Origin of the sequence: Cupriavidus sp. D39 (assembly GCF_026627925.1) — a bacterium.
GTDB lineage: Bacteria > Pseudomonadota > Gammaproteobacteria > Burkholderiales > Burkholderiaceae > Cupriavidus > Cupriavidus ulmosensis.
In genome coordinates this window covers 427,226-439,644 of sequence record NZ_JAPNLE010000007.1, presented here as the reverse complement: position 1 = coordinate 439,644, position 12,419 = coordinate 427,226, and the positions used below count along the sequence as shown (strand labels likewise).

The 12,419-nt window shown below is 61.3% G+C and carries 9 protein-coding genes and 5 pseudogenes; 5 read left to right on the top strand and 9 right to left on the bottom strand.

What is annotated here, in order from left to right:
• Positions 1 to 81: 81 nt before the first annotated feature.
• Positions 82 to 180 (bottom strand): annotated as a pseudogene (locus OMK73_RS09200) (NAD(P)-dependent oxidoreductase); the annotation flags it as partial.
• Between the two features lie 876 nt (positions 181 to 1,056).
• Between OMK73_RS09200 and OMK73_RS09195 the strand changes: the two are divergent.
• The gene (locus tag OMK73_RS09195) at positions 1,057 to 1,224 is read left to right on the top strand and encodes a hypothetical protein (protein WP_267601732.1); all 168 of its coding nucleotides are present in this window, start codon (positions 1,057 to 1,059) and stop codon (positions 1,222 to 1,224) included.
• Between the two features lie 152 nt (positions 1,225 to 1,376).
• Here the strand turns inward: OMK73_RS09195 and OMK73_RS09190 are convergent, their stop codons facing one another.
• From OMK73_RS09190 to OMK73_RS09180, 3 genes and pseudogenes are all read right to left on the bottom strand, one after another.
• A complete protein-coding gene (locus OMK73_RS09190) occupies positions 1,377 to 1,733 on the bottom strand; it encodes a hypothetical protein (RefSeq protein WP_267601731.1) in 357 nt (118 codons plus the stop codon).
• A gap of 1,523 nt (positions 1,734 to 3,256) precedes the next feature.
• Positions 3,257 to 3,418: pseudogene (locus tag OMK73_RS09185) on the bottom strand (DUF2188 domain-containing protein); the annotation flags it as partial.
• A 270-nt stretch (positions 3,419 to 3,688) separates the two neighbouring features.
• Entirely contained in the window at positions 3,689 to 4,690 is a 1,002-nt protein-coding gene (locus OMK73_RS09180) for an amino acid--[acyl-carrier-protein] ligase (protein ID WP_267601730.1), read from the bottom strand.
• 684 nt (positions 4,691 to 5,374) lie between these two features.
• Between OMK73_RS09180 and OMK73_RS09175 the strand changes: the two genes are divergently transcribed.
• The 3 genes and pseudogenes from OMK73_RS09175 (at position 5,375) to OMK73_RS39030 (ending at position 7,857) form a co-directional block, all read left to right on the top strand.
• Positions 5,375 to 6,727 (top strand): cytochrome C, encoded by a 1,353-nt coding sequence (locus OMK73_RS09175; RefSeq protein WP_267601729.1) that lies wholly within the window; start codon positions 5,375 to 5,377, stop codon positions 6,725 to 6,727.
• 332 nt (positions 6,728 to 7,059) lie between these two features.
• A pseudogene (locus OMK73_RS09170) lies at positions 7,060 to 7,610 on the top strand (hypothetical protein).
• A gap of 79 nt (positions 7,611 to 7,689) precedes the next feature.
• Positions 7,690 to 7,857 carry a hypothetical protein gene (locus tag OMK73_RS39030; protein WP_420715517.1) on the top strand — a complete coding sequence of 56 codons (168 nt, stop codon included), beginning with the start codon at positions 7,690 to 7,692 and terminating at the stop codon, positions 7,855 to 7,857.
• A gap of 11 nt (positions 7,858 to 7,868) precedes the next feature.
• Here OMK73_RS39030 and OMK73_RS39025 read toward each other — a convergent pair.
• From OMK73_RS39025 to OMK73_RS09150, 5 genes and pseudogenes are all read right to left on the bottom strand, one after another.
• Positions 7,869 to 7,940: pseudogene (locus OMK73_RS39025) on the bottom strand (cation-transporting P-type ATPase); the annotation flags it as partial.
• A 367-nt stretch (positions 7,941 to 8,307) separates the two neighbouring features.
• A complete protein-coding gene (locus OMK73_RS39020) occupies positions 8,308 to 8,433 on the bottom strand; it encodes a DUF1206 domain-containing protein (RefSeq protein WP_420715512.1) in 126 nt (41 codons plus the stop codon).
• 26 nt (positions 8,434 to 8,459) lie between these two features.
• On the bottom strand, positions 8,460 to 9,125 hold the full coding sequence (locus OMK73_RS09160) for a DUF1206 domain-containing protein (RefSeq protein ID WP_267601728.1): 666 nt from the start codon (positions 9,123 to 9,125) through the stop codon (positions 8,460 to 8,462).
• Positions 9,126 to 9,386: 261 nt separating this feature from the next.
• Positions 9,387 to 9,713 (bottom strand): annotated as a pseudogene (locus OMK73_RS09155) (Tn3 family transposase); the annotation flags it as partial.
• A gap of 89 nt (positions 9,714 to 9,802) precedes the next feature.
• Positions 9,803 to 10,048 carry a hypothetical protein gene (locus OMK73_RS09150; protein ID WP_267601727.1) on the bottom strand — a complete coding sequence of 82 codons (246 nt, stop codon included), beginning with the start codon at positions 10,046 to 10,048 and terminating at the stop codon, positions 9,803 to 9,805.
• Positions 10,049 to 11,481: 1,433 nt separating this feature from the next.
• Here OMK73_RS09150 and OMK73_RS09145 point away from each other — a divergent pair.
• Positions 11,482 to 11,856: a response regulator gene (locus OMK73_RS09145; protein ID WP_267601726.1), complete on the top strand. Its 375-nt coding sequence runs from the start codon at positions 11,482 to 11,484 to the stop codon at positions 11,854 to 11,856.
• Positions 11,857 to 12,419: the final 563 nt, after the last annotated feature.

Here is a 12,419-nt window from a genome sequence, read left to right as displayed (position 1 = left end):
TTCGCCATGGTGGGCGGCGACAATCATTTTGTCCGGTCGGCCAAGATGTCGGTAAACCGGACATCCTGCTTGACGCTATCCACCATGGTCCGGCCGCAGCGTCATTTTGCCCGCAAGTCCGGTCCACTGTTGGGTCTGTTCGGCGAAGGGCGGGCAGGGGTATTGGTGCCTGGGATCGCGCAGCTGCGGCGCGCTCGTACTGCGCTCCGGGGCCGTCCACTATCGCGATTTCATCCGCTCCCCATCTGCAGGACCTCATCCTCAGTGGGCTCGAGGGCTATGCATGCGGGCGCCTCGCTGACGGTCTCGATAGCTTCTGCCGCGCGGCAAGGCGAGGCGCCGAATGCCGCAGTAGGCGGAGGACGGCCCCCTTGGGGGAAAGGCCGTACTGTCAGTTAGGCAGAACAGGAACTCGTCGAGATGGGCTTTCGCTAGGTGCGTTAGCAGACATTCGCGCTACCGAGCCACGTGCATCCTAGAAGCCCCATTGGAAGGTTCCTCTCAACCTTTCATTTGCCTCGCCGCTCTTCCGAGTTCCGGCGGGGCTTTTCTCGTCCCTCATCAAGGAAATGCCGCCCAGCGCCTCGGGAAAACTGTCATTGAGCTATGACCGGCGCGCCTGATTCTGACCCAGCATGTCCCCGTGCGCGCGGCGCGCAGCCTAACGGTAATGCTGCCGGCTCTGGTGAGATATTGATGAGGTGATCCATGGCTTCTGCGGCACATGGCATGGGGGTAGGCGAAAAGGGGTGCCGGCGGCCGCGGCGACCGGAATCGAGGATGGTCGCGGACGAGATGGACTAGATTCCTCGAGCCAAAGCGCTGGGTCGCCCATAATCTTCGCGTTGCACTTCTATTCTGCTTAGACTATGAAGGATGAACCACAGGATGTGAAATGGGGGCGACATGCACGCGAGCAAGTTTGCGCGAGGATATCTGGAATTGGCTGGCATCCTGGCGGTGGCAGCTGGCCGGACCGTCCAACGCGGCGAAGGACCAGCGAAAGGTGACCTAGTCACGGCTCATAGCGAGTCGGACCCCTCAGTGGAATTCAACTTGCTCATCATCGAATCGAACGCACCGGGCGAGTGGCTTGCAGAGGTCTTTGCCATTGGATGCGGGCTCGAGTCGTTGACCACGTTTGACGGCGTGGATCTCGGGGACAAAGTGCCAATCTTGCTGGACGAGATTTCTGGAATCATTAGGCGTAGCCGGGCGCAATGAGAGCACCTAAGGGATTTCGGTACGCGTCTGGCATTCTTCGGCTTAGCCACGTGCTCGGTCCGAAGTCAAACGCGCATCGGCCGAACGAGTTCGCATGCGCCTTACGCGTTCCATGACGCATTTGCAAACGCCCGTCAACCGCTAGCTTGAAGTCAGTGGTCTTGCGAAGGCAATGCCCGCAGCCGCTCAAGCACTTCAAGCGCGGTATTGCACTCGTCTTCGTTGTGCAGTCGTTGGGCCTCGATGTAGATTAGTATCGATCTCACCACGAGGTTTTTGTCCTCACACTGGGACGATGACGTAGACACGCACGCCACTTCCAGCTCCGATAGCAAGCTCTCACGGATGATGTCGATGAAGAACTGGCAGGCGGTGGGGTGCACCCTGGTCTCGGCGGACGCGGTAGGAACCCCGGCTGCATCAGCCGCCGACCATGGGATGCAGAGCAGCAGGGCCAAGGTGATCAATCGCATTTTTTGCGACGAGGCTATCGTGGAATGCCAATCCAAGCCGATCGTTCCGTCTTTCCCCGAGTCCGCCAAATTCTGCGCTGAGCCGCCACGGCGAGGTTCAAAGGAGCGACGATTCGGTCGGATCCCGATCACCCGAAGATGAACAGAACTCGGAATTGGGGGCGGCCGTAGCTTTCGCGGCGGCAGCGAGGAAACGCGAACAGTTGTCTGCATGTCGACTCAATTGCGCGAGGCCCGTATTGGTTTCTTCGTTGTGTCCCATTTCATTCCAAGATAAGCGGTTGCACCTTAGAGTTTAGGATAGCCAGCAAGAAGTTTCCCCTTGGCGGCCTCACTCCTTATATGACGTTGCAATGTACCATGCCGTAAGGCGTGTCCGTCGTTACCAACGAATGGGGCCCTCCAGCCATTCCAGGAAGCACACATCGCCCGTCCGCGATACAGCGCTTTGGCGCCTGCCAGCTGGATCAGCCAGTTGGCTGTTGCGGGGGCCGTGGACGATGCCACCCAGAGCCCCGAGTCGATAGGTTTTACGCCAGCTTTCGTGCGCATCGCAGCGAGCGAGGTAAATTGCGTCGAGCGGGCAAATCAGATGACCCGCACCAAAAGCAAAGTCTGCAATCGGCCTGCGAGGTCCTGCCGCGGCAGCTTCAGCCACCATGCAAAAACCCGGGGTGGCTTCGATCCGAACGGGCCAGCGAACCGGCATCTTGGCGGGGCTGTGCCGCGTCCGGAGTGGCAGCCTTCAGTCTGGTGCGGTCCCAAATATTTCCGTCATCAAGTCGTGCTCGAACTCCGCGGGCAAGAAGTCGCGGGGTCCGGCGGCATACAGCATGGATGCGCCAGTTCCAGGGCGAAGTACGCTGACCAGACGAACGCCCAACGTCCCTTCATCCGAGGCGTCGCATACGTGGAAGTCGGCCGCAATAAAGCCGTGACGCCGGCATGCGCTGGAGAATGCGCTGCGCTCAATGGTTGAAAATGTCTCCAACTGCAATTCGGAAACCTCCGATGAGAAATCCGCAACCCCGCCATCCGCCAGCGGACGCGACCAGTCTATGAATCGCTATTCGGCTACGGCGGCGGCCGCTGGAAAAGCGGTCACATGCCAAAGGGGCTGATCAAAGCAGGTTTGATATTAGCGGCCTTTGGCGTCCGGGACTCTGGTCTGGTCAATAGTACCTCCTCCGGTGCCTTTCCGCGCCCTCCCATGCAGCCCATCCGTATCGGCCTTCCCGGCGCTCTCTGTCCTATCACAATGGCTCGGTCTGGCCGCACGACAACGCGCTGATCGCAATGGGCCCGTGGGTTGTAACGGGATTTTCCTTGGAAGATGGTCCGCACGCCCCAGCCGGAGAAGGACGCCGGCGTGAGCAAGGTCTCGCCGTGCGCATTGCATGCCGTGGACTGGCGATGCCGCTCCACAACACCTGCCCAGCATTGCATGAGTATGCGCAGCAGGGTTGCTTCTGGCCGTCGAGAGCGATCGCGTACGTGCCGAGTTCCTTCGACCAGAATGCCTGCTCGAAGCGCTCACGTAACCGCAATGCCCCCTTGGCCTAGATTTCGCGTGGTGTGTCGCCAAAGCTGTTGCGCAGACGAATCTGTCCGTCCGCGCCGTGAACCAGCAACTCGACCCTGTCCCGTTTCGCACGGGCAGTGGCGGCCGCGATGGCCTCCTCTTGCGTCGCGTGGTGCGACTCCGCATACCGCGCATTTTCCTCGGCGCGCCTTCGGGGCGCTTGAGGTCGCCACCCTGTTCACCTTGTCCTTTCCGACTACTTCGTCAATGCCGGCTCCGGCGTGAGTTGTTGCGCGTTCTCAATCACGGCGAGGCCGTCAACTCGCTAAAAGTGGGCGATCTCAGTTAGGCAAGCTGCTGCGCACTGCGTTCCTATACAGATTGAGTCGTACCCCCGCAGGCAAGACGCGTTGACGAGATGCAAGTCCTTCATTGCCGCTCGCGGCTAGGGGGTGGGGCTCGGCCGACTTCACAATCCGCCGAGCGTGGCCCGCACCCCCTTCGGCCAGCGCGCCAGATCGAAGCCGTGGTGACGCAGCAGCGCTAGCGCCATGCGTTCGATGCCGAACCCAGCGCAGCCGGTATGGGCCGGCGAGCCGTCGGCAGTGCGCAGCGCCCACACCTGGGCAAAGTGGTTCATGTGATAGTTGAAGCTCATGCATGCACTGGGCGGCGCGCCGTCGTAGATCGGCACAAGTAGCTCGAACTTGAGCTTGAGCTCGCGCTGGCTATCGGCCACGATCTTGCCGCAGCGGCCGAAGAAGGGATCGTTGGCCAACCGCACCTCGTGCGGCAACGCGAGCAGTGCCGCGAAATGCTGGCCGCGTTCTATCCAGAGCTGACGAAACGCGATCACCTGCTCGGCATTGCCCAGACGGACGTACTCGCGCTGGCGGAACATCTGCATGCGCATCGGGTCTAGCGAAGGTTCGTGGCGGAAGCAATAGGACATCGCGTCAACCACGCACCCTTCTGGCGGCATGGCGCCGCGCCGCGCGATCACCGGGTAGATCGGATAGCATGCCGCCGGCGTCAGCACCACGCGCGTTGGCCGTTGTTCGTCGGCCCATTCCTCGCTGTCCTCCAAGCGCGCCAGCAGGCGATGATGATCGCGATCGTTGCCGTAGAAGCTATGCACAGTGCCGGCCAACTGCGGGAAACTCTTCAAGTATTCGCTTTTCTCGAAGTCAATGCGGGACATCCCCGGAGGAAAGCGCATCACCTCAGCGTGCTGGTCGACGCCAAGCGCGGTGAAGGCAATATTCAGTCCGTCCACAATGGCCTCGAACTCGGCGCTGCGACCGTAAACGCCATCGACCCCGCCCGGGATCAGCAGTCCGGCCTCGATCAGCGCCTGTTGGTAATGATGCTGTCCTGCCTGCAAAGATTGCGGAGCGGTGGCAGCCGGGAAGTCGCCATCGACCACCGACGCGGAATTCGCGCCATCGCGCGCACTGACTTTGGTATCCATGTCATGTCCCTTCGTTGAAACGCTCACGCCGGCAGAAGCCTGACGTTATTGGTTAGATTCGCTCGTTGCAGAACATTGGCGGCGCCGACCGAAATCGTGCAGATGACGTGACCGCGGTACGGGATGCAGCGGACTGCCGTGGCCTGCCACTCCGAAACGAAAGCGTGGACCGTCGACATGAAGCTCCTCCACCAGGCAACATGGCTTGCGACGAGGACCATGATTGTGCTGCCTGCGGGTGGGGTATGTTTGCCTGCGCACACACGGATGCGGAAGCGGATGGTTTGTTCTGTCCCGCGTACGTGGCGCGCAGGAGGTCGACGTCGTCTCTTTGCGCAGACACCGCCATGCCGGTCGTCGCTATGCCACGGCGATCGTCGAGCCCTCGTGCAAGCGCGTGTTATGAGTGGAACGTGGCCGGTGGCGGGAGGAAATCCGCCCGTTCTTCGAGTTTGGCAGGCAAGTAACGGGACGCGGCATGGGTTGGTTCCCTACGTTCGCGGTAGGACAAGTCCACGTTCGGCTCCAGCGGCGGCGGCGCACCCCGAAGCGGGCGCAATGTGTTGCGAGATCCGTAGTGATACACCCAGCCGCACGGGAGTAGATCTCCCCCTAAAAGATCGGGACCGGGCGACCTAAGATTTGCCTGCAAGCTGGAGCCAAGCCCAGAACTGGAGCAGCCGAATGCGTACCCATCGCGCATGCATCAGAGGCGCCATCGTCATACTATGCGCGATTGCCAGTCTTGGCCTTGTTCAGCGTACGGAAGCCAATCCGCTTTTTGCCAGACAAACCGGCTTGAACTGCTCCGGCTGCCATACGGTCTATCCGGAGCTGGCACCATTCGGACGGCAGTTCAAGCTTGCGGGTTACGCCCTGGGGGAACGCGAAAAGGTGCCACTTGCCCTGATGGCAGTGGTCTCACGCAATTCGATCAACGGCAATACCGACAAGTCGACCGGCGACAAGCTGTTCGGCAAGAATAACGAATTTGTTGCGGAGGCCGTCAGCCTGTTTTCCGGCGGAAAGATCACGGATAACGCCGGGGCCTTCATCCAGTGGACCTACATCAATGTCAGCACCACGGATAGCCAGACGTTCTCCGGCCATAGCGCGCTCGACAATACCGATCTGCGCCTGGTGAAACTGTTCGGGTCGGAGGAGAAGCCAACGCTCTTCGGTCTGACCCTGCATAACAACCCCACCGTTCAGGACGTCTTCAACACCATCTCGGCATGGAGCTTTCCGTACTGGAGCCCGAGTATCGCGGCGCCAGGCCGAGGCACCTCAACGTTCCTGGAGTCGGGTGTGCGGGTAGCCGGGATTGGCGGCTATGCCTACCTGCTGGATTCGCTCTACCTGGAGGCGACTTCCTATCACACGGCGAAAGGCGCGCTATCGGTTCTCCGCGCCGGCTCGCCGGACAATCAAAGAGTTTCACTCAATGGCGCCAACCCATACTGGCGCATCGCCTATACCTTCGGCAGCGAGCATCAGAATTTCACGATCGGCCACTTTGGATCGATAGCGACAGTGGAGGTACCGGACAGCGCGACAGCCGGGGACCGGTTCCGCGATCTCGGATTCGATGCCCAGTACCAGTTCTTCAGCAGGGACGACCGCCATATCGTCAGCGCGCAGGCTGCCCTGATCCACGAGAAGACCGACTGGCGGTCTGGCTTCCCTAACGGCAGCAAGGACAACCCCAATTCCACCCTGCGTTCGGCCCGGGCCAAGGTCACCTATCTGTTCGACCGCACCTACGGCATCACCGCCGGCGCGTTCAAAGTGACGGGAGACGCGGATTTCGCAAGGTTTGGCACGACATCCGGTAAGCCGGATACGACGGGCTATATCGTCGAGCTGAACTACTGGCCGAAATTCAAGTTTGTGTGGGACCCGCAGATGAACGTTCGCTACGGCTTTCAATATACGGGCTATACCAAGTTCAATGGTAGCCACTCCAACTACGACGGAACATTGAGACGCGCAGCGGACAACAACACCTTCTTCTTCTACGCGTGGCTCATGTTCTGAGGCGCCCCGGTGACCAAGCAACTCGTCAACGCGGTGTGCTGCCGATAAAGTTGTCCGAATTGTCCGTCATCGTACCGACGGCGCTGCGGACTAAATGCCAGGCTTTCTGGTCAGATTGACGCAGAGTCGTGCAGATGCCCGGGAACCACCGAATTTTACGGAGATGCCGCGCGAAGGACATGACGACTCAGGAAGGATATAGATTATCGGCGCGACTCATTGCTTGGAAATCACATTGTGGATCCGTGCTGCCGGGCACTCCAATGCTGAAACTGAGCGCCTGACGTGTGTTCATATGCTCGGTAATTCACTCATTCTTAAGGAGCAATATCATGAATAAGGTGACCGTGCGCGCGAGTTCTGCACTCGCACAAGCCTTGTCCGCGGGTGGGAAGGCAGATTACGACGCCGCGCTGAAACAGGCCGACGCTGACTACAAGACAGCGAGCAACAAGTGCGGCGGCAGGAAGGGCAACGACAAGGACGTCTGCAAAGCCGAGGCGAAGCGGGATCGAGATGTTGCGAAGGCCAACGCCGATGCCTCGCGCGACGGCACCGCAAAGGCGCAAGCGAAGGCACACAAGGTCAAGGCCGACCGAGACTATGACGTGGCTAAGGAAATGTGCGGCGACGACAGGAAGGGCATCGACAAGGATGTTTGCTTGAATGAAGCCAAGGTTGTTCACGAGAAGGCGCTTGGCGCGGCCAGGGTCGAGAAGGCCGCCTCAACCGGCACCAGCACAGATGTCGCGGAGGCTCGTCGCGAAGCCAAAAGGACACCCTGGACGCTAAGTACAGGGCCGACAGGGAGAAATGCGATGCCATGTCCGGCGATGCCAAGGACAAGTGTACGGCTGATGTGAAGGCAAAGTACGGCAAGTAGTCGGGCAGAGCCACCTTCCCGCCGCCCTGCCAAACGCCAAGTGGCAGCGCTGGTGGACGCGACTTGAAAGGGGATGGCCATGGCCTTCAACGATTCAGCGGCCTGGTTCGGACGACGCTCCTGCACGAAGCGGATCAGCTTCGACAGGATAACCATCGTGCCGATCACGATGGTCGCCTTCAAGTCCTCGGTCACATACGAGATTGCCGCCAGCACCGTGAGCAGCAGATTGAAGGGGTTCCGATAGGATTGCCACAGGTGCAGCCATGCCGGCAGTGGCTTTTCGTGGTCGACTTCATTGGGGCCGATGCGCCTGAGACGTTCCTCCACTTCGGCATTGGAAGGCCGTCTTCATGCGCGTGCAATCGTACCAGCGCGGCGGCGACGTCTTCCTTGGCCGCCCGCTTGAGGTCGCGCGTCAAATGCTCCGGCATGGCTCGCGACGGCCCCGGCTCTCCCAGCGACTCGAACAAAGCCAACCGCTGGAAAAGGTGGGTGACCCGGCGCGTGCGCAGGAAGGCCCCAAAAAGACGGATAGCGGCCAACCCTCCTGAGGTCCTTGATGTGCGAGCCCCTCTGCCGCAAACAATTTCCGAGCTTCTCCGCACCTCGCGCAGCGGACTCTTGGAGATGACGGTCGGGACGCACGCCCGCTCCCGACTGCTGAACCAGCGTACGTTCACTCGGTCCAGAAGGGCTACATCCGGCGGTAGCGTGACTCGAGCATCGCGAACAGGCCGAAGGCCACGAATCCAAGCGCCACGGCCGTAAGCAGAAACCGCCCCAACGGCTGCGCCAGGATCGCATGCAGCGCGCCGTCCAGCCCCGGCGCCTTCTGCCGGTGGAAGGTCAGCGCCGCATAGCTGAGCAGGCCCCCACCACGCCCAGTGCCACCCCCTTGGCGATGTATCCGACTTGGCCCAGTCGCGCCACGCCTTTCCGGGCAACTGGGGACATCGACGAAGTGTCAATCTCCTCGTTGAAGGATTTCTTCACGCCCTTGACCATCCCGGCCACGCCGACGCCAATGATGATCAGCCCCGTGACCACGACGATCACCCGCCCGGCGGGCCACGCCAGCACACCTGAGGTGGTTTGCTGCTGGGACTGCGCGTCCCACGATCCCCAGCCGAGCACGACCGAAGCTGCGCTGACCCCCAGGGCGGCGTAGATCACGGCCTTGGCCCCGCTGGTGACTTGATTGCGGACCCGTTTGGCACCTACGCGGTTGCGATAGCCCCAGATGGCTTCACTGGCCTGCCAGAGCGCGAGCGCCACCATGCCGACCGCAACCAGCCATAGCAGGATCCTGCCAAAGGGCTGATCAGCCAATGTTCTCAGCGCCCCGGAGATGTCGGCGCTCTTGCCTGCCGGCGCGCCCCATGCGATCTGCAGCGCCAGCCAGCCGATCAAGAGGTGCACAACGCCGTAAGCGATCAACCCGACGCGGGCGAGCGCCTTCAGCGACGCGCTGTCGCCGGCCTGTTCGGCCTTGCCACCGGAATTGGGTGCCATCGCGGGGCCCGCCTCGTGAGTTGTCAAACGCAACCTGGGATCCAACATTTTCTACCTACAACATGTTGTTGAAAACGATCCCAGGTGGGCGAAAACTGGCATTTTGAGGGTTATCGACCCCTTGCGCGACTTGAGCAGCGTAGGAGCGCGCTGAGTCAAGATAGGCGCCGTACGGCCGACGAAGAGATTTGAAAGTCCGCCGCTGATTCAACCTTAGCTCGGCTCGCAACCTGAGTGCAAGGACTCCTCGTACCCTCGGACTCATGCAGACCGACGCGTCGCCGTCCGGGATCGTTGTAGGAGCGCGTCCGCGTAGCGCTCCACAGGAAAGCGGAAAGTGCCCCGGAAATTGATGTGGCTGAAATGGACCGGGCCCATGCGACGCAGCCAGCCATCTTCGATGACCTGGCCTTCCTTACGCAGCCGGTCGACCAGGCTCTGCATCTGGGCGGTGTTCCACGCCAGAACAATGTTGGTCAGCAGCGCATGCGATCCCGAGATTACTTTCATCTCGCCGCGGCGCCGGCCACGCTCGTGTGAGACTTTTCCATGGTAAATCGCGCGCAGAAGATGATGTAGCTTCAGCCCCCATGCAAAAACCCGGGGGTGGCTTCGACCCGAACGGGCCAGCGAACCGGCATCTTGGCGGGGCTGTGCCGCGTCCGGAGTGGCAGCCTTCAGTCTGGTGCGGTCCCAAATATTTCCGTCATCAAGTCGTGCTCGAACTCCGCAGGCCAGAAGTCGCGGGGTCCGGCGGCATACAGCATGGATGCGCCAGTTTCAGGGCGAAGTACGCTGACCAGACGAACGCCCAACGTCCCTTCATCCGAGGCGTCGCATACGTGGAAGTCGGCCGCAATAAAGCCGTGACGCCGGCATGCGCTGGAGAATGCGCCGCGCACAATGGTTGAAAATGTCTCCAACTGCAACTCGGAAGCCTCCGATGAGAAATCCGCACATACCCCGCCATCCGCCAGCGGACGCGACCAGTCTATGAATCGCTATTCGGCTACGGCGGCGGCCGCTGGAAGAGCGGTCACATGCCAAAGGGGCTGATCAAAGCAGGTTTGATATTAGCGGCCTTTGGCGTCCGGGACTCTGGTCTGGTCGATAGTACCGCCTCCGGTGCCTTTGCGCGCCCTCCCATGCAGCCCATCCGTATCGGCCTTCCCGGCGCTCTCCGACGCCGGCTTAGGCTTACCCCCAGTGCGCGCGGCAGCCCACCCTCCGTGTATGGCACGGCCGGCACATCGTGGGGATTCTTGGCAAGGCCGCCCGGGTTAGTGGGGGTGGCGCCGCCAGGTGTGCTACCGGGCGGCCTGCCAGGTCCGGGGGTGATGTTGCTTCCTTTCGGGCCCTGGTCGGTGCGCACTTCCGATGACTGGGCCATGGCCAGGCCTGCCGAACCGAGAAAAGCGGGGATGATGGCCAATGACAATATGTGTCGCATATTTTCCTCCTTCGGTCGGACCGTACATTCAGCTTGCTTTTTGCAGCAGCACTCCATGACCATGATTGCCCCCGGCCGACTGGCGTCCACAGCCCACGCGGCGCCACATGTGGATGCCAAGCCAGATTCCTGCGACCACTAAGACGGTGATCAGGACAGCAAGGGCCTGGATAACTGGTCTCGGCAGGGAGTCCAACCACGCAAGCATCGGCGCCCGCGCCAGCAGTAGGCACGTTCCCGCTGCGGCAACTGCGACTAGCCTGGTGAGCGTCAGCGCGTCTGGCGATGCGCATAGCGCCATTGCCCGAAGCCGGCGGCGCGATTGCGTCGTGGGAGTCCTCGAGATTGTTGTCCAACGCACTTGAACTTCAGGGGGGCTGGGGCTTGAACGAGGTGACCAGCAATTTACGCGCCAGAAGCTTTGCTGCTCATACACGATCTGCTATCGCGGTTACTACCTGGCGGGCCTGTCCGCGCAGTGCCCTGCCGGCGCAAGCACCGCGTCAAGGATACGCAGAAGCCTTGCCAGGTCGCTTGGCTTGCAGAAATACTCGGTAAAGCCAGCTGCAATTGTAGCTTCGCGCTGCGCCGGAAAGTGGCGGTTGCCACTTCCAGCAGGCTCGGGCGGCCTGCAGGTAGCGTTGCTGGCGGCCCACCCAGTGCTCGCGCGGGGGCGGCCGGCGAAGAAAGCTTCAGTAGGCAATCGCGTCCTCGGCGGTGAGCGACGACACGGGCGCTCACGCAAGTCCCGCGGAATAGATGCGCGGGCGTCACGTTTCGCTTCGCTTCGCGTGCGTCGACCAAAGCGTCGCTTCAGCCGTGGCCCTCTGGCCCGGAACTTGCGCTCACTGCGGGAGGGGTGAACGTAGCCCTCCAAGCAAGGTAGATCCCGTGCATACAATTCTCGTGGTCGACGACGAATCAGGCGTGATCGATGCGTTGGCCTGCGCGCTCGAGCGCGAAGGCTATGCTGTCGAACAGGCAGCGGACGGGCTCAGTGCCTTCGCCGCTGCGCAGCGCGTTCATCCGAGCGTGGTGGTGACCGACTGGATCATGCCGCATGCCGATGGCGCGATGCTTTGCAAAATGCTGCTGGGCGAGCCAGGCCTGAGCGCCACGCCAATCGTGATCTCGACCGGTTGCAAACTACAACCTGTGATCGCCAATCCGACCGTCCGCTACTGCCCGAAACCCTGCCTGCCCGACGATGTGGTGCGGGCCGTTCATGAGCTCCTCGGCAACACGGCCTTCCCATGTGTGCACGACGCGCCGCAGTCATGAAATTCTTACCGCTGTTCTTCGGGGTCCCCGAGGGCTGATCTGGACGATGACAGCTGGCGGCACTACTGGCGGGACCGATAACCGCCGGCGATTCCTTCTGGTTGGCCTGGCCGCCCTTGATCGGGCTTCCGGGCGTACCCAAGACGCAGAACGCCCAAGGCCGGCCCCCCACTTTGGCAAGGCTTCGACCCAACTGGCCAGCACCAGCAGACCAGTCCTGGGCGATGCAAATCCATTCGTTTTATGGCACTCAACCGTATTGAGACGAACCGCGCATATGAGCTAATCTGCTGCCTCGTCCGCGCGGCTTCTTAAGCGCGGACTGGCAAGCGCAGGTAATTGTATCGGCTGACGTTGCTTGCCCTACCTCCGTATCAGTCATGCCCAGAAGCTTCGCGTGAGCTGTCGCTTCAGCGGGCCCTGACACGAGCCGTTCTTTGCCAAATTCAGTTCTCTCGCACGACACCCGAAAGTAGGCAACTATCTGCCCGGCATTGACCGCTCGCCGTAGCCAGTCCATTCCAGTCCGGCATTTCACGCTGCCTCTCCCACTCTGACTTTCC